This is a genomic window from Pseudarthrobacter chlorophenolicus (assembly GCF_000962805.1).
Classification (GTDB): domain Bacteria; phylum Actinomycetota; class Actinomycetes; order Actinomycetales; family Micrococcaceae; genus Arthrobacter; species Arthrobacter chlorophenolicus_A.
Genome location: NZ_JZTW01000001.1, coordinates 139047 through 159764, shown reverse-complemented (window position 1 = coordinate 159764; position 20718 = coordinate 139047). Strand labels below are relative to the sequence as shown.

The window sequence follows — 20718 nt, the reverse complement described above, 5'->3', positions numbered from 1 at the left end:
GAGATCTCGTGGAGCCTATTGACGACTCAACACGGTTTCATACAAGATTATTTGATCGCAATAGGGCTGACACAAAACTACGATCGACAATGCTGTTTATGCCGTCTTCGTAAGAAAGCCCTTTAATTGAAGCTTCGCTGGGCCACGTAGAGACCTTCTCCATCAGGGAGTCATAACTCATCAGAAGACGTGCGGGGTTACCGGCGACCACGGAGCCGTCGGGAATAGATTTGGTTACGACCGAGCCCGCCCCAATAACGCAACGGTCACCGACTTTCACGCCCGGCATTATTATGGATCCTATGCCCACGAAAACATCTGAACCGATTTCTACTCTGGCATAGCGGAATCTGCGGCCCTCTTGATCACGATAGAGCCACCCGACCCCGTCGTGCGTGAGAATGCGCACGCCACTACTGATCGTCACGTTACTTCCCACCGATACCAGCCAGGGCTCGGAACCGAACAGCAAGCTCAGGATTCGGCAGTTTTCCCCTACTGTGACGCCCATCCATCGGGCAGCAGCTGCCCCACCGGACCGATAGTTTATGAGTCGAGAAACTATACTCTTTGCAATTTCTTTCATCGGGATACCCCCTGCTTAGCTTTCTTTCGCATTTGCTGCTTCAGCAAGACTGGAGTCTGATGCCTCACTACGAGTCCAACGAATTTAGCGTTACCAAAAAGATAACGCCGCCAAAGTCGTTTGGGTTCAGTTGTAAGGCGATACAGCCATTCAAAGCCGCTATTTTGAATCCAAACTGGGGCCTCAGTTACCGTACCCGCAGAGAAGTCGAAGGCGGCGCCGACGCCGACACAGACTTTGCCGGTTCTGGTAGCCAATTCACTAGCCAGGAAATCCTGCTTTGGCGTTCCTATACCAACCCAAACAACATCGGGTGATGCTGGCTCAGTGGCAGCTGCGCATTCGGAAATGAAGTCTTCATCGAGGGGACCAAAAGGGGGTGCGTAAGTCCCGACAACTTGCACACCCGGATATCTGGCTTTAACGGCCGATTCTAGGCGGAAGAGAGTTTCAGGCGTCGCTCCAAGAAAGAAGTGTTTGAGGCTATCCTCTCGCCCCTTATCGAGGGTCATTTCGAAAAAGCTTGGACCCCTCACGCGACCAGCCGGTTTCCTCAGCCCCTCCATGCGTCCAGGAACTGCTCTCATGACGGCCGCAACCGGCGCACCATCCGGGAAATTGACCCCACTATCGTTCAGGAGCCGATGGTATCGGTCATCCTGGCCGGCCAGAGCTACACAGTATGAGTTTGCGAGCCTTACGGCCACGCCGGGATTTTCCGACGCTGCAGTAGAGACAAGCCACTCCACGGCATGGTCAAGGTCGGAAACCGCGAAAGGGACACCACCCACATCTATGGTCCGGAGACCTCGATGCGCTGCGCCGTACCACCCTGCTTTGTAGTCCAAACGTCCCCCCAGTAACTGCCCATATTCGAATAAAGCCCCGAACGCTCTCGCGTTTGGGTCTCCAGCTAGACGCCCCAGGTCGCTCCACAGCTGTCGGAGGCGGATTTGCTCGTAGTGGAGTGCCACAAGATTACCTCTTCTGGGGTCCCCTAAAGCTCACGGCAACAGTGCAAGTTCGTTTTCGAACAGGTGCTCGTGTCCCGTGGACAAGGGCCATACGGCTTGTCACGCAGCGAAGCAGCGCGCAACATGTGCGTCGAGTCTTGAGGGAGAGCTATGATGTGCGTATTCACTGGCATTGTCGCGGCCCTTCAGGCGCCCGCGGCATTTTTTTCGCACTTGGGGGCACCATGACAAAGCGAGCACTTATTACAGGCATCACCGGGCAGGACGGGTCCTATCTCGCAGAACTGCTCTTGATGAAGGGTTACGAAGTTCATGGCCTGATTCGCCGGGCTTCGACCTTTAACACCTCCCGCGTCGATCACCTATACGTTGACCCTCATGATCCGCAGGCCAAACTCTTTCTTCATTACGGTGATCTGAGTGACGGGGCTCGGCTGGTCACACTGCTTGCTGAAATCCGACCTGATGAGGTCTATAACTTAGCCGCCCAGTCTCACGTTCGGGTGTCGTTTGACGAGCCAGAGCACACAGGCGACACAACCGGTGTAGGAACGATTCGCCTTCTGGAAGCAGTCCGGATGTCCGGAATCGAAACAAAGTTTTACCAAGCGTCGTCTTCAGAGATGTTCGGCGCAACGCCTCCTCCACAGAACGAGGAAACCCCGTTTTACCCGCGGTCACCGTACGGCGCGGCCAAGGTTTATAGCTATTGGATAACGAAAAACTACCGTGAAGCTTACGGAATGTTCGCTGTCAACGGAATTTTGTTTAATCACGAGTCTCCAAGGCGCGGTGAAACGTTTGTCACGAGGAAGATAACGCGCGCCGTGGCCGCAATCAAAGCCGGTAAACAGGATCTTTTGTATATGGGTAACCTCGACGCAGTGCGCGACTGGGGGTACGCCGCTGAATATGTCGAAGGAATGTGGCGGATGCTTCAGGCTGAAGAGCCTGATGACTTCGTCCTGGCAACGGGCGGAAACTACACCGTTAAAGATTTCCTTAAAATTGCGTTCGAACACGCCGGGTTGAATTGGGAAAACCACGTTCGTTTCGACGAACGTTACCTTCGTCCCACAGAAGTAGACGCACTCGTCGGCGACGCATCAAAGGCGCAGGAAAAACTGGGCTGGAAGGCGTCGGTTCATACTCCAGAGCTGGCCCGGATCATGGTTGATGCTGATATTGAAGCGTTGAAGCATGCTGGTAATCACTGGATCGATACGGTTAATCTTGAAAGCTGGAAGAACTAGTGGCTGAAGACGTCTCCTTTGAACCGGCGCCGCTTGATAGGGCTTCAGCATTTTATGTGGCGGGTCACAATGGGCTAGTCGGATCCGCTATCTGGCGGAAACTGCAAGATGAAGGATTCTCGAATCTGATCGGACGTTCGTCGTCTGAGCTGGATCTCAAGAACCGCGAAGCAGTTTTCGATTTCTTCCGCGAAAATAAGCCACGCTATGTGGTCTTGGCGGCGGCTAAGGTAGGTGGGATTCTAGCGAACAACACGTATCCCGTAGATTTTCTCAGCGAGAATCTACGCATCCAGGTGAACGTTCTGGATGCAGCGAGGCAATGGGGTGTTGAACGCCTTCTGTTCCTCGGTTCTTCCTGCATCTACCCCAAGTTTGCCGAACAACCTATCCGCGAAGACTCGCTATTGACTGGCCACTTGGAGCCTACAAACGACGCGTACGCCATTGCCAAGATTGCCGGAATCATGCAGATTCAAGCAGTGCGTCGACAGTACGGTCTGCCTTGGATTTCCGCAATGCCAACTAACCTGTACGGTCCTGGTGACAATTTTTCGCCCCAAGGGTCTCATGTGTTGCCCGCGCTCATCCGTCGATACGACGAAGCTGCAAAGGCAGGCCAAGCATCGGTTACGAACTGGGGCACAGGTGCCCCTATGCGCGAATTTCTGCATGTAGACGACATGGCCGACGCCTGTCTCCACTTGCTAGAAAACTATGACGGTTCATCGCAGGTAAATGTTGGAACCGGTTCAGATGTCACCATCAAGGACCTGGCTGCGGTTATCGCTTCGGCTGTTGGATATACGGGGAAGATTGAATGGGATGTGACCAAGCCGGACGGTACACCCCGGAAGCTTTTGGATGTTTCAATGTTGACCCAAGCGGGATGGAAGGCGTCCATTCCTCTGGAAGAGGGCATACGTTCCACCGTTGAGTGGTACCGGCAAAACATCGAGAGCATTCGCAGCTAATTGCGCAGAATGGCTGGGTGATGAAGCTCAGAGCTGGGGGATTTTTTTGAAAGAGGTGCGGGACTGGCGTTCCAGATGCAGCCGCCAATTGCGGGTCGTTGACGCGCTCGTCATAATCTGGGCGGTTGCAGGCGCATATGTCATCCGTTTTGGTTGGGCGTCCGACCCTCTCGAAACGGGCCAAGACGGAATTTATCTGTGGCTCTCCATTGCCCTGGTTGTAGCGTGGTGGACCATGCTTGGCGCATGGAATAGCCGGCAAAGCCGTCTGTTGGGAGCTGGTCCAGACGAATACAAGCGAGTGGCTGCTGCGTCGCTGTGGTTGTTCGGTCTTGTAGCCATAGTTTCGTACGTACTACGACTTGACACGGCCCGTGGTTACGTCGGAGTTGCATTGCCCGCAGGGCTGTTTGGCCTGATACTCGCGCGATGGCTCATCAGGCAACACCTCAACGTGAACAGACAAATGGGAAAGAGTATGTCCCGCTTGCTGCTGCTTGGTGGGCCGAGCGCAGTAGCGCACTTGGCGCGGTCCCTTGGTACAGCGAAACATGCCGGGTATCTTCCTGTTGCTGTCTATACTCCCAACACATCCGAGATACCGTCTTTCGAGCCTGAATCGGGGCTTCCCGTCGTTGGAAATTTGCCAGACGCACCTTCAATTGTTGAAGCAATCGAGGCTTGTAATGCTGACGCGGTTGCTGTTTCCGCGGGGGTTCAACTGCACCCTCAGACTCTTCGGCACCTCGGTTGGGAACTGGCCGCTCGCAACATCGGGCTAATCATGGCTCCAGCTCTCACGGATGTAGCAGGCCCACGAATTCATACACAACAGGTTGCAGGACTTCCACTCATACATGTGACCACCCCGACGCTTGAGGGGGGTCAAAGGGTAGCGAAACGTCTCTTCGACGTCCTGGTCACGAGCGTTCTTGTGGTCCTCAGTCTTCCTCTCATGGCTGTCGTCGCCTTATTGATCAAGCTGGACGATGGCGGCCCCATCCTCTTCAAACAGGACCGGGTTGGCATCGGAGGAGCGCCCTTTCAAATGCTGAAATTTCGGTCAATGGTAGTGGACGCAGAAGGACGGCTCGAATTGCTCAAGGACCGCAGCGAAGGTAGCGGTCTTCTTTTCAAGATGAAGAACGATCCCCGGGTTACCCCAGTAGGTCGGTTCATTCGGAAGTTTAGCCTCGACGAGCTTCCCCAACTTGTAAACGTGGTAGCTGGGTCCATGAGCCTTGTGGGTCCCCGCCCCCCGTTACCGTCCGAAGTGGAGGCCTACGAGCAAGATGTTCGGCGCAGGCTGCTGGTCAAACCGGGCCTCACCGGGCTTTGGCAAGTAAGCGGTCGTTCCAACTTGTCTTGGCAAGACTCTGTTCGTCTTGACCTTTACTACGTCGAGAATTGGTCGCTCGCGGGCGACCTGCTCATTCTAATAAAGACCTTCCGCGCTGTTTTCAAGAGTGCCGGAGCCTATTGATTCGCTGGCGGTCAGATGATTGACCCTGGAAGGACAAAGAAATGCGAATAACGGTTATTGGTTGCGGTTACCTTGGTGCCGTCCACGCTGCGTGCATGGCTAAGCTAGGACACGAGGTGGTAGGGATCGATGTGGACGAACGCAAAATTGCTGATTTATCTGCTGCACGCGCCCCATTTTTCGAGCCGGGCCTAGGAGTACTGCTCGAAGAGGTCTTGGAAACTGGGAGGCTGTCGTTCACCACTGACGCTTCAGCTGCCAGGGGAAGCAGTGTCCATTTCATCTGCGTTGGAACGCCACAAAAAAAGGGGGAGAATGCCGCCGATCTGACCTATGTCGACGCGGCGATAACGAGTTTGATCCCCCATATAGCTCCGGGCGATATCATTGTTGGCAAATCGACAGTGCCCGTCGGAACAGCGTCACGACTCGCCGGTACCATCGAAGAGGCTCAGCTCGAAGCTCATTTACTCTGGAACCCAGAGTTTCTACGCGAAGGACACGCTGTCTCAGATACACTGCACCCGGACAGGCTGGTCTACGGCGTGGCGGACGGTTCTGAGGAGCACGAAGCGGTACAGCTCCTCGACCTCGTTTACGCAGGACCCATAGAGTCCGGTACGCCTCGGTTAGTGACAGATCTGCCAACGGCCGAACTAGTAAAAACCGCCGCTAACTCATTTCTCGCCACCAAAATTTCTTTCATAAACGCCATGGCGGAGCTATGCGATGCCGCTGGCGCCGATGTCACACTCTTGGCCGATGCGATTGGGCTGGACGACCGGATCGGACGCAAGTTCCTCAATGCGGGCATCGGATTTGGTGGCGGTTGTCTGCCAAAGGACATACGAGCTTTTATGGCACGAGCCGGTGAGCTGGGCGCCGACCAAGCGCTGACCTTTCTTCGGGAGGTTGACGCCATCAACATGCGGCGAAGGACTCGGGTCGTAGAACTCACTCGTGAACTTTGCGGCGGTTCTCTGATGGGACAACGGATCACGGTGCTGGGCGCCGCTTTCAAGCCCAACAGCGATGATGTTCGGGATTCTCCGTCGCTAAGCATCGCAGCCCAACTGCAGCTTCAGGGGGCAGTGGTGACAGTTACGGACCCCGAAGCACTTGAGAACGCCGCTCGACGTTTTCCAGAATTGCACTACGAAAAGTTCACTGAGGAGGCCCTTAGGCGGGCTGACGCAGTGCTGCTTTTGACGGAGTGGCGCGAGTACGTCGAGATAGATCCCTTCGATGCGGCGAGGCTCGTCTCATCGGCCAAGCTTCTGGATGGCCGGAACGTACTTGATGCAGCGAAATGGCGCGCCGCTGGGTGGACGTATCGCGGACTCGGACGTCCCTGATCGTGAATGGCGACACATCACCGAATCCGGAATCCTTCGGTTCCCGCCTTGGAAGAGATCGAAATACGGGAAGCATTCGAACAAACAAGCTCGTCAAAATAGGGTTGCCAATTTTTGTTCTCATGTTGCTATCTGCCGTCACGTTGGGCTGGCTTGGAGTAAAAGCTGCATCTATCAAAGCTGAGTTGGAGTCCGCTACTGCGCTAATCCCAGTATTGAAGGAAGAAATTCGCGCATCAGACGCCGATGCGGCAAAGGTTACCGCAGCCAAATTGAGGGAGCACACTTCGGCCGCCCGTGTGGCTGCCGATGATCCGATCTGGATGCTTTCAATTGGCCTACCAATCCTAGGTCCGAATCTCGGGGCAGTCTCTGAAATGGCAAGGTCCGCTGACGACGTGGCGGGCCTCGGGATCAGTCCCTTGGTAAACGTCTACGGATCACTCGACTGGGACACGCTTATGCCCAACGGCTCCGGAACTGACTTGAGGCCTCTTACTACAGCGGCTCCGACTGTTGCTTCAGCAGCTCATACTGTTCGGGCTTCATCTGAGAGGCTCCAGGACATCGACGCAACGATGCTCCTACCGCAGGTAGCGGATCCGCTTCGGCAGGCGGTACAACAGCTAAATGAGGCCAGCGGGGCGCTAGCTTCCGCCGCTGATGTTGCAACTGTTGCTCCGGGAATGCTGGGGGCGGAGTCGGCCAAGAGCTACCTGCTCATGATTCAAAATAACGCAGAGGCGCGCGCATCCGGAGGCATCCCCGGCGCCCTTGCCGTCCTGACACTCGACAATGGAAGACTTTCACTCGGATCCCAGAGCAGCGCTACCGGGCTTGGTTCGGTATCGCCACCGATCTCCGTAGATGCAGAGCAACAACATATCTATTCGACTCGGCTTGGAAAGTACATGCAGGACGTAAATTTAACTCCTGACTTTCCCACGGCGGCAGCTACTGCTCAGGCGATATGGGAGAAAAAGACAGGACAAAAGGTCGACGGAGTGCTTTCCATCGACCCGATAGTTCTCAGCTACATTCTGCAGTCTACGGGGCCCATTGCAATCACTGGGGACGAGCTCGATGTAGCCAAGGCGGCCGGGCTGCCAGTCAAATTGGATGGAAACAATGTCGTTCCCACCCTTCTTTCAGACGTGTATAAAAAAATTGAAGCCCCAGAGCTTCAAGATGCGTATTTCGCAGGTGTGGCTAGGGAAGTTTTCTCAGTTCTTTCCGGTGCTCATGGAGAGGCTCAGGGTCTGATCAGTGGCCTCGTCCGTGGGACGGAAGAAGGAAGGGTCCTCATATGGTCGTCACACGAATCTGAACAATCCGTAATCGCCAACTACCCTCTTGGCGGCGCCATCTCAGGGCCGAGCGTCTCGCCCGCCCAATTCGCCGTCTACTTCAATGACGGAACAGGCGCAAAAATGGACTACTATGTCAAACGCACTGTTCAACTTATCAAGAAATGCCCGGTAGATGGCTACGAGCAGACTGTAGTTCGCGTGACGAGTACAAACACGGCTCCCCTGGACGCAGCAACGTCGCTACCGTCCTACGTGACAGGAGCCGGTATGTTCGGAGTCCCACCTGGCACTGTGCAGACGAATATCGTTTCATATGGCCCGGCCCAGGCTAACGTGGAATCGGTGACGATCGAGGGCCAGAAGACGCCGTTTGCGCCTCATCGGCACGCAAGCAGACCGGTAGGCACTATCGCTCAGCAACTCGCACCAGGCGAAACCAAGACGGTCGACTTCACCTTCGGCAAAATAGTTCAACACAATGAACCACGCCTGATTGTCACGCCGACCGTACAGGCGGTGAAGGACGTTATCTTGACGACGGAAAACGCTGGATGCCCAGAAGCGGAGTGAAGGCCTCGTTAACACTATGTAAACCGACTGGATTGAGGTTGGTCACACTCTCTGTCAAGTGATATCTTCGTTCTGGGATATCTATCCGTAGGTCTGCACTTGGTCTCGTGCGGAGGGGAATTCCCCACATCGGGTATCAACACTTATACGTCTCCGGGGGGACACACATGAAGAAAACACTCGCAGCACTCGCGCTTGCAGGCTCCATCGCTCTTATCGGTTCGGCTCCCGCCATGGCCGCAACCTACCCGGCCCTCCCGCCGCAGGCAGCCGTCTCCGACGGTACCGTTGGCCCGGGCGAAACCTTTGTTTTCCGCGGCCAAGGCTTTCTGGCGGGCGAATCCTTGACCATCCGGGTCACGCCGGGTCAGGCTCCTGCCTCGAACGGCGCCAACATCGCCGGCGGTCGGTCCGTCGCAGCACGCATTAGCGTGGTTACCGAGGCTCAGACTCTCAAGACCACCGCTGACGCCCAAGGCGCGTTCTCTCTGCCCATCGCCATCAACGAAGCAGGTACCTACTCCCTCACCGCCACCGGCGACGTCTCCGGTGTCACCGTTGGCCCCATCACGGTCACCGTAGCCGCTTCGCTGGCAAACACCGGCGGTAACGCCGGTGGAGCTCCTCTGGCCAACACCGGCTCTGGCCTGGCCAACACCGGCGCTGACTCCGGCCTGGTCCTCTGGACCTTGGTTGGTGCCGGCGCACTGGCAGCTGGCGCAACCTCCGTTGTGGTAGTCCGCCGCCGCGCCAAGTCTGAAGCCACTGCCTAAGAGTATCGAGCAATAGCACCAAAGAAGGTGGGTGGTCTCCAAACGGAGACCACCCACCTTCTGCGTTAAGCCTTGTGATATCAAGTAGAGCTATGGGAACGGGGCGAGTGAAGCATCTTCACAATCGGCGAATCTGGCAAACCGTTCTGGCCGCCATGCTGATCCCCCTCGCGCTCATCGCGTTCTGGCCAACCCCGGTCGACCGCCCGGTCCAAGGACTGCTCGCCGACACTCTGAGCTTCCTTCACCGCCATGGAATCCCCGACTGGTTCAACTACCAGTTTGTTGAAGCAACCGCCAACGTCATGCTGTTCGTCCCGGTAGGCTTCGTCAGCGCGCTCTCCTTTCCCGAAAAGCGCTGGTGGCAAGTTGGCGCCTTCGGACTGCTCGTTTCTGGATGCATTGAACTGGGTCAACTGATTTTCCTGCATGACAGGTTTGCGAGCCCCACGGACATTGTGACCAACATGTCAGGCACTGTCATTGGAGCCCTTATATCGGCTTTGGCCGGTAAATGGCTGGAGGCCCATCACCTTGCGGCAACGAACCTCCAGTAAGCCGGATTCAAAAGCTAGTTGACGAAGCCTTTCATCCAGGTCTTCAGATCCTCGCCGAACTCAACACGCTCGGAAGCAATGGTAATGACGGCCTTCAGGTAGCTGAGCTTGTCACCGGTATCAAAGCGGCGGCCCTTGAAGACCACGCCGTACACACCGGAGCCTTCGCCTTCGCCGGCAGCAAGGGTCTGCAGGGCATCCGTCAACTGGATTTCATTGCCACGCCCAGGCGCGGTGTTCTCCAGCACTCCGAAAACAGACGGGTGCAGCACGTACCGGCCGATGACGGCTAAGTTGGAGGGCGCATCGGCAACAGCCGGCTTCTCCACCAGGCTGTTCACCCGGACGAAGTCCTCACCCTCAACGGCCGTGATGTCCGCGCAGCCATAGGCGCTGATCTGGGACGGATCCACCTCGATCAGGGCAATCACCGAACCGCCGGTCTTCTGCTGCACGTCAATCATGGTGGCCAGCAGCGACTCAGCCTCATCGATGAGGTCGTCACCGAGCAGTACGGCAAACGGCTCGTTACCCACGTGCTGCTTGCCGCAGAGCACCGCATGGCCCAGGCCTTTGGCTTCGCCCTGGCGCACGTAGTGGATAGGACCCAGCTCAGAGGCGGCCTGGATGGACTGCAGCCGGTCCTTGTCGCCCTTCTGTTCCAGCAGGCGCTCCAGGCCGGGTGCCCGGTCGAAGTGGTCTTCGAGGGCGCGCTTGCTGCGGCCAGTGATCATCAGGACGTCGTCCAGGCCGGATTTGATGGCCTCTTCGACGACGTACTGGATGGCCGGGCGGTCAACCACCGGCAGCATTTCCTTCGGCATTGCCTTGGTGGCGGGCAGGAAGCGAGTTCCCAATCCGGCAGCAGGAATGACGGCTTTAGTTACGGCTCTCCCCATAGTCATAGCTGAACTTTATAAATTCTCTGGCACTAATGACAATTGAAGCCTCAAGGTTTCGACAAGCTCAACCACCGAGTGAGGTTTCGACGAGCTCAGCCATCGAGTGATATTTCGATCAGGTCAACTACCGGGTGTGGTCTTCAAGCTCTACCGCCGGGTGTGGTCTCGACAGGATCAACCGCGGTAGCGCTTTAGGTCGCGTGCAATTTTCGGAAGGGCACGCAGAAAACGGCTCCACCGGGCAGCATGCTGGACAAGGAGTCCTTTCAAGGACATATCTGAGTAGATGTTTCCGGCTAGGAAGGCTGCTCTAGGCGGGAAGACTGCGCGCCAGAGCAAAAGCGGTTTGTCCTGCCAACGGGCCTGGACCAGTGCCATGATCCGTGCGCTCCCGAGTTCTTGCACCAGAAGTCGGTTACGCCACTCCGCAGACGGCTCCGGCCAGACGAGCCCCTCGCTGTTCGGAACCACGTCTTGAAGGAGAGGACGCATCGCCGCCAAGCTTCCCGTCCTCACCGACAGATCCAGAACCGGCAGTGCCATTGATCGCTGAGAAACGAAGCCCGAAAGAAGGTTGAGCTCGTCCCTGCGGGCGGGCAACTGGGACGACCGCAGCGCATGCAGAGCCAGGATCAGAATGGCCAGCGGTTTGGATGGAACGCGAATGTCCTGGCCGGCCAGGGCAAATTGCTCGGTGTTGGCCCACATCGTCTCAAAGCAATCAGCGGCCGGAGCTTCCATTCCGGGGAAGCGGAAGTGCACATCGATGCAGCAGGGCCACTCCGGGTGGTCCACCGTCACAGAGTGCTTGGGAAACGTCTTGCTGTCAGGATCAACCGGCCGCTTCCGCCACCCCTTCTCCTGCAATGCCCCCACCACTGCATCTAGGTCCTGGGGGGATACAAACACGTCCACATCACCTGAAGTCTTTGGCTTGCGCAACCCTTGGAGGACGCTGACGGGCCCCTTGATGAAGAAGGCCCTGACGCCCAATTCGGCCGCCACGCGGGCCACGAGGGCATGCCCCAGGAGCACGCCTTCAGCAACGCTCAGTTCGGTATTTTCGTTCGGGTTGTTCATGGGACACCTAGACCCTCGCCCGGCGTCCGCTAAGCGCCGCCTCCAGCGTCCCGTCCGTTGCCTCGTCCTTGAAGGCAGCCAGCGGCGTTATAGCAGTTCCGGCCGTATTGTCCGGTGCCGCCGTGTACGTCCCGTAGTAGGAGTACGAGCCGGCCCCGCGGGTGGGGACGTAGTTCAGCACCGCTCCCAGGACGCGGCCCTTCACCTTGTCCAGGTTTCCCAGCGACTGGGCCAGCTGGTCCTGTGTGGTCTTCCCGGTCCGGATCACCACTATGGCGCCGTCCGCCACCCGGGACAGGACGGCGGCGTCGGTCACCGGCAGCAGCGGCGGCGCGTCGATGAGCACCGTCGCGTTCTGGGCCAGGGCGGTGAGCATGTTTTTCATGGCCCGCGATCCCAACAGTTCGCTGGGGTTGGGCGGGATACGGCCCGAACCCAGCACTGAGAGGTTGGGCAGCGCGCTCCATGGCTGCAGCACGTCCTCCAGCTCGGCTGTACCCGCGAGGACATCGGTGACGCCGGCGCCCGGAACCAAATTGAAGACGTCCACCAGTGTGGGGCGGCGGAGGTCGCCGTCCACCACTACCACTTTCTCGCCGGCGGCGGCCATGGTGACCGCCAGGTTCGCGGTGACGGTGGACTTACCTTCCGACTGCACGGAACTGGTGACCACGATGATCCGCGGCGGCTGGTCCACATCCAGGAAGCTGAGGTTGGTGCGCAGTTCGCGGAGGGCTTCGGCCATCGCTCCCCCGCCGTCGTGGGTATTGGCGGACATGCCCGCGTCCAGGACCGTACTTCGGGCATCCAGGCGGTGATCCAGCGGCAAGGTGCCAATGGCCGGAACCCCAAACAGCTGTTCAATCTCGGCGGCATCGCGGATGCGCCGGTCCAGGTACCGGCGGATCACCGCGTACGCTACGCCGAGAGCAAGGCCCACCAGAGCGCCCAGGGCGAGGTTCAGCTTGGTGTTCGGCGAGGTGGGGCTCGCGGGCAGCACCGCCTTGCCCAACGGCAGCACACGGACCGCCGTGGCTGTCGCACCCGCGGCCGTGCCGGCGTCGGACACTGCTTCGCTGCCGCCCTCGGTGGGCGGCGCCGTCTCTATGGCTTCAACCTGGGCTGCGAGCCCGTTGACCCAGGCATCGGCCACGCGCTGGGCCGTGGCCGGATCCGTGGATTCTGCGGTGACCCGGATCTCCGCGGTGTCCAGCGGCACTTTCACGCTGATGCTGCCGAGCAGCGCGTCCGCGGTGGTGTTCAACTGCAGAGCCGAGATGACCCGGTCCGCCACGAGCCTCGATTTCGCTACGGATTCGTAGTTTTTGACCTTGGCCTTGGCCAGGCTGTCGCCGGCGAGGGACAGGCTCACGTTGTCCGAGCCGGGCGTCACCACAATCCCGCTGGAATCTGACGCGTAGACCTTCGGCTGCAGGACAGTCCAGCCCATGGCGGCCATAGTGGCCAGCAGCGTGAGGCTGACGATCCCTTTCCAGTACGTCCGGACCACCTGAAGGTAGTCCCTGAGATCCAGGCCAGCCGGCGCCTCTGCAGGAGCTGCCGTAGTGCTCATTTGGGGTTCCTAACTTACGTCTTTTCGTCTGAGTTGCGCGGTGCGCTTGCGCAGAAGGTTGGTGGGCCTTGCGGCCAGGATCAGGTGCCCTGTTTCAGGACGCCTTCGGAAATCAGGCGGTTCATAGCGCGTACGACGGCGTCACTGTATCCTTCCGGCGTGCCGTGCACCTTGGCCACTGCTTCAGTGAGCCGGGGCGGCGTGAGCGGTTCTACGGCGGCTTCCCAGATGGCCGGCCCGATCCCCGCGAGCTGCACGATGCCGCTGTCCAGCATGACGAGCAGTTGATCCCCGATAGCGACGGCATCCTTGTGGCCTGCCCGCCGGACGAAGTTGGCCGGAAGCTCTCCGGCCGTGGCTGCAAGGCTTGCCCGTGGTTCCCATTCCTGTTCCGTGTGCAGCTGCTTCCCGAACAGGGGTGCCAAGGCTTCTGGCAGGTCCGTGGCTTCCGAGTACGTCACCTGCCACACTCCCCCGATGCTGCCGATCAGGCGGCAGAGCGACTGAAGCGGCTGGTCGATCTTTCCCTGGGAGGACGAATCCGGAATCAGGGCCATCACTGCGTCTGCCAGTGGGACGCGCCGCAGAACCGGCGTAACTGGCTCCGCAGCTACTACACGGTCCAGCAACACCATTGAGCTGAGCTGAAGCCCTGGCGGGGCCTTCAGGAGCTCCAGATCAGCCGGTCCCACCTGCCGCTTGGGTGCTCCCGCGCCCTGCTTCACCGACAACGGTTTGGGATAGGGGACCACCGAACCATCCGGCCTGATAGCCACCGTCTCATCCGTAACGTAGCCGTAGGTCTTTCCAAGCACTGAGGCTGCCGTTGTTTTGCCTGTACCCGACTTTGCGACGAGCGCGACAACCGCACCCGTGGTGAGGTCCGCTACTGCGCAGGCGTGCAGCATGGTCAGTTTTCCGGCGTTGGCCAGAATGGCCGCGACCGTGAGGCGGGATGTCAGATTTTCGGCCAACTCTTCGAAGGATGAAGCTCCGAGTTCGAACTCCTCAACCCCTTGCATCGGTGTTTGGAAGGCCACGCATGCAGAGACCGGCTGAACGGTGGCCGGTGCGGCAGGCAACGGGGTGGCTTCCAGCGCGACGCTGCTGGTGCAGCGCGACCAGGCTGTGGCCATGCCCTGTCGCTGCTCCCGGTTGACCCCCTCGCCCCACCGGACGACGAACTCGACGCCCAGGATCTGCAGCCACAGCAGATCACCGCGAGCAGCCAGTCCGCTTTGGTGTCGTCTCGCCGCGGTCAGGACCTCCCCCATGCCTCCCCCAAACTCCGGTGCCGCTACGCGGCGTTGGCCGGTTCAATCAGGCGGCGGGCTTCCAGGCTGGCCAGGAAGAGCTCGGCCTGGACTTGCATCTGCCCCAACTCGTCCTCGAAGGTCTCCTCAAGCCGGCCGTAAATCTCCTGATCGGAACGATGACCGTCAATCAGTTCCCAGATGACGGCTGCCGGGCCTTCCAATACGACTGGCTGCGACTCATCGAGATGGAGCAGGGCAACCCGCTGGCCCCCTGTACGCGCTTCCGCCACGAGTCCTCCCCGTTTCCAGACCATGACCTATCTGAGCTCCAACGCTCCGCCAAGGAACCGCTTGTCCAGGCCTACAGGCGATGTGAACGAGATGGCGAGTTCAAAAGACTTAGGTCCCACCCAGTTCCTAGGTGGCTCAGTGTGGTTGAACGTAAGCGAGAAGAACTTATTGACCCCAGCACCGACTCCTCCAGCGATGGTGAATCCCGTGTCAGATGCGCCTATCTGGTCGAGCACCCCCTCGCTCAGAATCTGAACTCCCACTCGTGGAGCGGACGAGTCTGACGAAGTGACAGTAATCCTGCCGCTGATGGCACCAGTAGGGGCTCCGCCCGAGTTATGTATGTAGAAGCCCTTGGGCCCGAGCCCGTTGCGTGCTTGGCCTGGGGAGCCCGGCTTGGTTGAGAGCACGAACTTGATTGCGGTGTTGGGATCTAGCAGAGGATCCACTTGCCCGGGCGATGCCGCAGCTGCCGGAGATGCGACAGCGGTGACGATGACCGGCACGGACCAGGCAACGCCCTTCACTACGCGCCTACGGCTGAAACCGCTTTCTTTCGACTCGATCTCTTCGTTCAACATCTCAGACAAATGTGCCCCCACAGTAGGTTTCAGCTACGGGCCGGCATCAGAGGCCGCCCGTGATGACGCCGGTGACTTCCGGCTGCTCCTACTGTCGCGAACGTTGATTAAGGTTTCTGCAAACGAGACACAAGTTTCACTCAAGAACTCTTGTAATTCTTGAGCGAATCGCTCTTGACCTGCGGCAATACGTTCTGCAGCCGTCTTCCAGGGCCGCCCCGCCCGCACGTGACCGCCCGAGGCGGCGGCAGCAGCGCCGTCGTACGCCGGACCGGGCTTCAACCTGCCGATAAAGCACCCAAATGATGTCGATTTCGGCCCTCAAGGCCAACTTTTCGCAGCATTCGCCGAGTTTTCCCGCAGGATTCGCTCAAGGCCAGCTCAATGCCAGCGCAAGGCCTTTACGATCATCCGTGTGCCGCCCGGCGCAGGTGACCGGCAGCCAGCGTTGCTGCCATGACGGTTCTGGGGAGAGATCGCCGTGTATAAAACTTTCAAGACATTCCTCTCGGCAGTGGCCGCAGCCCTTGGCCTGGCCCTCGCCCTGGCAGTGGTGCAACCCGCCGCAGCGCAGGCCGCCGCGGGCCAGATTTCCCTCAGCCCCACCACCGGCCCGGCCGGATCCGCCATCACGGTGACAGGCAGCGGCTTCAAAGCCTCCACCAACGGAACCGTCATCATCGGATCCACCACCTTCCCCCTGAAGACCACAAGCACGGGCACGTTCAGTGCCCCCGCCACCATCCCGGCGGCCGCCACGGGCAAGATCACGGTGACCGCCAAAACGTCGTCCGTGCAGGCCTCCGCTGTGTTCACCGTGACAGCACCCACCACGACGACGGCCCCGGCCCCGGCCCCGGCGCCCACGGTCAGCACCGCACGGCTCCAGTTCGGTGCCGCCACCAACGGCGGTCCGCTCGCCAGTGCGGAACTCGATGAGGTTGCTGCGCTGGCCGGCGAAGCACCGTCCAGCGTGCTGTTCTACAAGGACTTCCTGCAGCCCGCACCCATCACCGAGATGAACGCCGTCCGCTCGCGCGGCGCCGTGCCGCTGGTCACCTGGGAGCCCTGGGCCTGGGGCGGCGGCGTCAACCAGCCCGCCTACAGCCTGGACCGGATTGCCGCCGGCGACTTTGACGCCCACATCGCCCAGTGGGGGCAGGCACTGGCCGCCTGGGGCTACCCGGTCCAGCTGCGCTTCGCCCACGAAATGAACGGCGACTGGTACCCCTGGGCCGAGAGCGTCAACGGCAACCAGCCCGGCGACTACGTCCTGGCCTGGCGGCACGTCCACGACGTGGTCGAGGCCCAGGGAGCCACCAACGTGTCCTGGGTCTGGAGCCCCAACGTCCCCTACTGGGGTTCCACCGATCTCGCCGGCCTGTACCCGGGCGCCGGCTACGTGGATGTAGTTGCGTTGGATGGCTACAACTGGGGCACGTCCGCGTCCTGGAGCGGCTGGATCTCGCCGCAGGACCTCTTCGCCCCGGGCATCGCCCAGCTGCGGGAGCTGGCGCCCGGAACCCCCATCCTGATCGCCGAAACGGCGTCCAGCGAAGCCGGCGGCGACAAAGCCGCCTGGAACACGCAACTGATCTCCTACCTCGCCGCGCAGCCGGACGTTATGGGCTTCGTGTGGTTCCACATCCAAAAAGAAGCTGACTGGAGGATCAACAGCAGCGCCGCCTCAGCAACCGCATTCAAGAACGCACTGCAGGCACGCCGCACCTCCTGACGGGTTGCGCGTAAACGCCGCCGGCCCGGCCGATACTTTCAGCCGGGCCGGCGGTGTGTCCATCAGGGCCGGACTTTGGGATTCTTGCGCAGCAGCGCCAGGCACGCCACACCGATGAGCATGACGCCCAGGGCAGTGAGCAGCGACGAGCCAACATTCAGGCCTGTGTAGGCCAGGGCGGCTGCTCCGGTGGCGGGAACTGCGGTGGTCATTCCATACATGGTTACTAGATATCCTCTGCTGTGTATTGGGCTTCCCAGCGGTCGATGCGCCGCCGGGTGATCTTGGTTTTCAGGACAGCGCACCAAGAGGCAAGGAACCAGCCCGAGCGCAGCCACATGAACAGTTCCTGGGGGAAGAAGGTTGCTGCCAGCAGCACGTCCTTCCAGTCCCGGTGCGGGATCCGCAGGGCACGCTTGATGTCCAGCGCCACGAAGAGCACGGGCACCAGCCACCAGAACAGGATGAACTTGAAGACGCCCAGGGCGAGCGACAGGATCATCACGGAGATCCACAGTGCCTTCAGGAACACGCCCAGCAGTCCCATGGCCTGCTGCCCCCAGTCGCGCAGGGTCAGCCTGTTGATGCCGAGGTCCAGCAGGTCCTCCACGGTGCCCACCTGCCACTTCATCCGCTGGCCCCACAGCGCCTTAATGGTCTTCATCGAGTCCGTGTAGGCGCGCACGTCCGGGGAGACCTGGCAGATGTAGCCCAGTTCCCGGATCCGGTAGGTCAGCTCGAAATCCTCCACCTGCGAGGTGTACACCCAGGGACCTTCACGGTCGTCCCGGGCGGCGATCTCCCGCAGCACCGCATTGTTGATGGCACAGCCTGTTCCCGCGAGGACGCTGGTCTGCTTGCGGCGGAGCGCGGTGTCCGTCCAGGTGGCGAACTCGGCTTTCTGCAGCCGGCTCAGGAAGCCGGGGTCCTGCATGGTGAATTTCGACGACGACCCGCCCAGCCGTGCCGAGCGCCGCCCGGCGAACTCCCGCTCCCAGGCCTCGAGGGCGTTGGGGGGAAGCACCGTGTCCGCGTCGAGGCAAACCAGCACGTCGGCGTCGTACGCGTATTCTGCCCAGGCCCGGTTCAGGGCCTCGGACTTGCGGTGCTCCAGCCGCGGCAGCTCCATCACGGTGACCGGGTACTTCCGGGCCTCCCGGGCGGTGCCGTCGGTGCAGCCGTTGGGGACCACCACCACCAGGTCCGCCGGGCGGGTCTGGCCCATCAGGCCGTCCAGGGTGGACCCGATGGAACCCGCTTCGTTGTAGGCCGGCACCAGGACGACCACCCGCAGGATCCCCTTGGGGGCGGGGGCGGCGGGTTCGTTGGCGGGAGCCGGGGTGGTTTCCGCGCCGGCGTCGATGCCGGCGGAACCGAAGGTGTCAGTTGGGGTGGGAAGCAGGGTGGACTGCATGGAGGTCTCCTCGAATGTTGTGAGGCCCCCCATTGGGCCGCACAGTCATTCTTCAAAAGGCCTCTCAACTTTCGCCCCGCCATTCAGTCAAGGTTGCGCCAAGGTCTCCTCTATTTCTTGAACTTTCAATGAGGGTCTGACCTGCGGAAACGTTAGGTGCACCCCATCCTGTTGCCTGAATCACTTTTCATCCTGCTGGCCTCGCGGGGACAAAAATGGCCCCGCGGGAAGTTCCCACGGGGCCATGCCGTCACCCATTTGCTCTGCATGCGGCTGGCAGTCTGGTGCCGTCGCCCACAAGAAGGTAGCTAGGCGGACAGGCTAAGGCCGTACCAAGAAGAAATCATTGGCAGCGTCAAGCGATACATCACCCGACAGATCAGTATCGCCGGGGCAGCCCAAAAGGCTAGCTACACGATGGAAGCCCGACTAGTTTCCCAGTAGCGAAGACCGGCTTCCTCGAAGCGTGACTCCAAAGCCTCAAGACCGTCGGCGACTTTGAGATCCCGTTCTGCCTTCGTAATCGGTAGCAGCCAAAGGAATTGCACGTGGCGGTCACCGACGTGCGCGATCTCCAGGTCAGGGCCGAAGGGGTAGGGCAAGGACACCAGAAAGTGATCACATTGGGACCCCGCCACCCACGGCTCCCCCAAAGGGAGGGTATGTCCCAGGCCCAGCTTGCCGCCTTCGTGGTAAAAGACAGTCATTGCAAGCAGTTCGACAGTTCGGATGTCTTCAATAGCCGAGCAGAGTATGAACTCTGTCCCAACGTTCTCTGCCTCGGTCGCAGCCCAACCACCAACAGAAACGTAAGTCCAGAGCCCTTTGGGATTTGATGGGGCCACTCTCAACACTCGGAAGTGTGGGTTCTGCTCCAGGATCGGGCCAGAAGGCCAGGTGAACGCTTCAATTTCGCGCCCATCAAAGAAGTTCCGGACATGCTGCTCGAGGGTTCCGCAGACATCGTCGCAAGGGGGAAAATCGACCACGGGCTACAGCCAAACCCAGCAGAAGGCGATGCCATCCGGCCGATCAATTACACCCGCAGCTTCCACATCAGTCCATGCGGAAAAATCGTCAGAATGTCCACCCATGAATGACATTCTCCACGACTAGCAAAGACTCAGCTAAATGGAGCCAATCAAGGGCGGTAGCCCGACGCCGTCGAACACCGCACAGTCAGCCAGAGGGCACTGGCCAATTTGGAAGCATCCGCGCCTTCGCCGCTAAGCCTCGTTTACCGGCCGGTGAACTTGGGCTCGCGCTTCTCCTGGAACGCCGTGAAACCCTCGGCGTAGTCGTCGGTCTTGCAGAGGCGTGCCTGCTCCTCGTTCTCCTCCTGCATGGACTCCCACAGGCCCAGCCGCTGGTCGCGGATGTGCGCCACCAGCTCCTTGGAGGCCACGAACGCGCCCGTGGCGCCGGAGGCCACCTTCTCCACGATCGCGCGGGTTGACTCCAGCAGCGAGTCCGCAGGCATGGCCCGGCTGAACATTCCCTGCGCCACGGCCTCGGTGCCCGAGATCAGGTCCGCCGTGTAGATCAGGTCCAGCGTCCGGTGCATGCCCAGCCGCTCGGCGAAGTACCAGTGCCCGCCCGAGTCCAGCGTGGCGCCCAGCTTGGCGAACGGCGAGCCGAACTTCGCGTTCTCCGCCACGTACACCACATCCGTGGCCAGCAGCAGCCCCAACCCCACCCCCAGGCAGGCACCTTGCGCTGCAGCAAACGTCGGCGCCGGGAACGCGGCCATCTTCTTCAGCAGCGGCTCCACCAGCCCGCCCAGGTACGCGGCGGCGTCGTCGCTCTCCGGCGTGACCCCCGCAATGTCCCGGCCCGCGCAGAAGGCGCGTCCCTCTCCCCTCAGCAGCAGCGCCCGCACCTCACCGCGTTCGGCGGCGGCAGCAGCGTCGTCGTACGCCTGGGTTAAATCCCGCAGCGCCTGCTCGTCCAGCGAGTTCAGCTTGTGCGGCGCGTTGAGCACCACCTCGGCGATGCCGTTGCTGATGGAAAGGGAAATCATCTGGCTCCTTTGTTCTGGGTTTCGACGGGCT

The 20718-nt window shown here is 60.1% G+C and carries 20 protein-coding genes; 8 read left to right on the top strand and 12 right to left on the bottom strand.

What is annotated here, in order from left to right; all coding sequences use genetic code 11:
- Positions 1–37 precede the first annotated feature (37 nt).
- Both UC32_RS20150 and UC32_RS20145 read right to left on the bottom strand, forming a co-directional pair.
- A complete protein-coding gene (locus tag UC32_RS20150; RefSeq protein WP_082071837.1) occupies positions 38–586 on the bottom strand; it encodes an acyltransferase in 549 nt (182 codons plus the stop codon).
- A complete protein-coding gene (locus tag UC32_RS20145) occupies positions 583–1293 on the bottom strand; it encodes a WecB/TagA/CpsF family glycosyltransferase (RefSeq protein WP_200896289.1) in 711 nt (236 codons plus the stop codon). The genes UC32_RS20150 and UC32_RS20145 overlap by 4 nt, the downstream gene beginning before the upstream one ends.
- 491 nt (positions 1294–1784) lie before the next feature.
- Here UC32_RS20145 and gmd point away from each other — a divergent pair, with 491 nt between their 5' ends.
- The 7 genes from gmd to UC32_RS00730 all read left to right on the top strand — a co-directional run bounded on the left by gmd (position 1785) and on the right by UC32_RS00730 (position 9835).
- Positions 1785–2813 (top strand): GDP-mannose 4,6-dehydratase, encoded by a 1029-nt coding sequence (gene gmd / locus UC32_RS00760; protein WP_045729393.1) that lies wholly within the window; start codon positions 1785–1787, stop codon positions 2811–2813.
- Positions 2813–3787: a GDP-L-fucose synthase family protein gene (locus UC32_RS00755; RefSeq protein ID WP_045729392.1), complete on the top strand. Its 975-nt coding sequence runs from the start codon at positions 2813–2815 to the stop codon at positions 3785–3787. Before gmd ends, UC32_RS00755 begins: the two co-directional genes overlap by 1 nt.
- Positions 3788–3833: 46 nt before the next feature.
- Positions 3834–5270 carry a sugar transferase gene (locus UC32_RS00750; protein ID WP_082071836.1) on the top strand — a complete coding sequence of 479 codons (1437 nt, stop codon included), beginning with the start codon at positions 3834–3836 and terminating at the stop codon, positions 5268–5270.
- A gap of 41 nt (positions 5271–5311) precedes the next feature.
- The gene (locus UC32_RS00745; RefSeq protein WP_045729390.1) at positions 5312–6625 is read left to right on the top strand and encodes a UDP-glucose dehydrogenase family protein; all 1314 of its coding nucleotides are present in this window, start codon (positions 5312–5314) and stop codon (positions 6623–6625) included.
- Positions 6626–6627: 2 nt separating this feature from the next.
- Complete coding sequence (locus tag UC32_RS00740) at positions 6628–8505, top strand: DUF4012 domain-containing protein (protein WP_235423547.1); 1878 nt, start codon at positions 6628–6630, stop codon at positions 8503–8505.
- 167 nt (positions 8506–8672) lie between these two features.
- Positions 8673–9278, top strand: a complete 606-nt coding sequence (locus tag UC32_RS00735) for an LPXTG cell wall anchor domain-containing protein (RefSeq protein WP_045729389.1) — start codon at positions 8673–8675, stop codon at positions 9276–9278.
- A 107-nt stretch (positions 9279–9385) separates the two neighbouring features.
- On the top strand, positions 9386–9835 hold the full coding sequence (locus UC32_RS00730) for a VanZ family protein (protein WP_235423546.1): 450 nt from the start codon (positions 9386–9388) through the stop codon (positions 9833–9835).
- Between the two features lie 14 nt (positions 9836–9849).
- Here the strand turns inward: UC32_RS00730 and galU are convergent, their stop codons facing one another.
- The 6 genes from galU to UC32_RS20725 form a co-directional block, all read right to left on the bottom strand.
- Positions 9850–10740, bottom strand: a complete 891-nt coding sequence (gene galU / locus UC32_RS00725) for a UTP--glucose-1-phosphate uridylyltransferase GalU (RefSeq protein ID WP_045729387.1) — start codon at positions 10738–10740, stop codon at positions 9850–9852.
- 171 nt (positions 10741–10911) lie between these two features.
- Positions 10912–11817, bottom strand: a complete 906-nt coding sequence (locus UC32_RS00720) for a nucleotidyltransferase family protein (RefSeq protein WP_045729386.1) — start codon at positions 11815–11817, stop codon at positions 10912–10914.
- Between the two features lie 7 nt (positions 11818–11824).
- Positions 11825–13390 (bottom strand): tyrosine-protein kinase domain-containing protein, encoded by a 1566-nt coding sequence (locus UC32_RS00715; protein WP_045729385.1) that lies wholly within the window; start codon positions 13388–13390, stop codon positions 11825–11827.
- Between the two features lie 80 nt (positions 13391–13470).
- On the bottom strand, positions 13471–14664 hold the full coding sequence (locus tag UC32_RS00710) for a hypothetical protein (protein WP_235423545.1): 1194 nt from the start codon (positions 14662–14664) through the stop codon (positions 13471–13473).
- Positions 14665–14687: 23 nt separating this feature from the next.
- Positions 14688–14936, bottom strand: coding sequence for a PqqD family protein (locus tag UC32_RS00705; RefSeq protein ID WP_235423544.1), 249 nt, complete (start codon positions 14934–14936; stop codon positions 14688–14690).
- Between the two features lie 27 nt (positions 14937–14963).
- Complete coding sequence (locus tag UC32_RS20725) at positions 14964–15515, bottom strand: hypothetical protein (RefSeq protein WP_152642519.1); 552 nt, start codon at positions 15513–15515, stop codon at positions 14964–14966.
- A 484-nt stretch (positions 15516–15999) separates the two neighbouring features.
- Between UC32_RS20725 and UC32_RS00700 the strand changes: the two genes are divergently transcribed.
- Positions 16000–17253 carry a glycosyl hydrolase gene (locus UC32_RS00700; RefSeq protein WP_045729383.1) on the top strand — a complete coding sequence of 418 codons (1254 nt, stop codon included), beginning with the start codon at positions 16000–16002 and terminating at the stop codon, positions 17251–17253.
- A 62-nt stretch (positions 17254–17315) separates the two neighbouring features.
- Here the strand turns inward: UC32_RS00700 and UC32_RS20470 are convergent, their stop codons facing one another.
- The 4 genes from UC32_RS20470 to UC32_RS00685 form a co-directional block, all read right to left on the bottom strand.
- Positions 17316–17465: an LPXTG cell wall anchor domain-containing protein gene (locus tag UC32_RS20470; protein WP_152642518.1), complete on the bottom strand. Its 150-nt coding sequence runs from the start codon at positions 17463–17465 to the stop codon at positions 17316–17318.
- A gap of 14 nt (positions 17466–17479) precedes the next feature.
- Entirely contained in the window at positions 17480–18667 is a 1188-nt protein-coding gene (locus tag UC32_RS00695) for a glycosyltransferase family 2 protein (RefSeq protein ID WP_045729382.1), read from the bottom strand.
- Between the two features lie 410 nt (positions 18668–19077).
- Complete coding sequence (locus UC32_RS00690; protein WP_045729381.1) at positions 19078–19656, bottom strand: suppressor of fused domain protein; 579 nt, start codon at positions 19654–19656, stop codon at positions 19078–19080.
- A 248-nt stretch (positions 19657–19904) separates the two neighbouring features.
- Complete coding sequence (locus UC32_RS00685) at positions 19905–20687, bottom strand: enoyl-CoA hydratase/isomerase family protein (protein WP_045729380.1); 783 nt, start codon at positions 20685–20687, stop codon at positions 19905–19907.
- Between the last annotated feature and the right edge of the window lie 31 nt (positions 20688–20718).

Excerpts from the sequence above, each read along its gene's own strand:
- gmd (WP_045729393.1), top strand. The coding sequence starts at position 1,785 with ATGACAAAGCGAGCACTTATTACAGGCATCACCGGGCAGGACGGGTCC.
- UC32_RS00715 (WP_045729385.1), bottom strand. The coding sequence starts at position 13,390 with ATGAGCACTACGGCAGCTCCTGCAGAGGCGCCGGCTGGCCTGGATCTC.
- UC32_RS00735 (WP_045729389.1), top strand. The coding sequence starts at position 8,673 with ATGAAGAAAACACTCGCAGCACTCGCGCTTGCAGGCTCCATCGCTCTT.
- UC32_RS00710 (WP_235423545.1), bottom strand. The coding sequence starts at position 14,664 with ATGGGGGAGGTCCTGACCGCGGCGAGACGACACCAAAGCGGACTGGCT.
- UC32_RS00695 (WP_045729382.1), bottom strand. The coding sequence starts at position 18,667 with ATGCAGTCCACCCTGCTTCCCACCCCAACTGACACCTTCGGTTCCGCC.
- UC32_RS20150 (WP_082071837.1), bottom strand. The coding sequence starts at position 586 with ATGAAAGAAATTGCAAAGAGTATAGTTTCTCGACTCATAAACTATCGG.
- UC32_RS00685 (WP_045729380.1), bottom strand. The coding sequence starts at position 20,687 with ATGATTTCCCTTTCCATCAGCAACGGCATCGCCGAGGTGGTGCTCAAC.
- galU (WP_045729387.1), bottom strand. The coding sequence starts at position 10,740 with ATGACTATGGGGAGAGCCGTAACTAAAGCCGTCATTCCTGCTGCCGGA.
- UC32_RS20470 (WP_152642518.1), bottom strand. The coding sequence starts at position 17,465 with ATGACCACCGCAGTTCCCGCCACCGGAGCAGCCGCCCTGGCCTACACA.
- UC32_RS00720 (WP_045729386.1), bottom strand. The coding sequence starts at position 11,817 with ATGAACAACCCGAACGAAAATACCGAACTGAGCGTTGCTGAAGGCGTG.
- UC32_RS00745 (WP_045729390.1), top strand. The coding sequence starts at position 5,312 with ATGCGAATAACGGTTATTGGTTGCGGTTACCTTGGTGCCGTCCACGCT.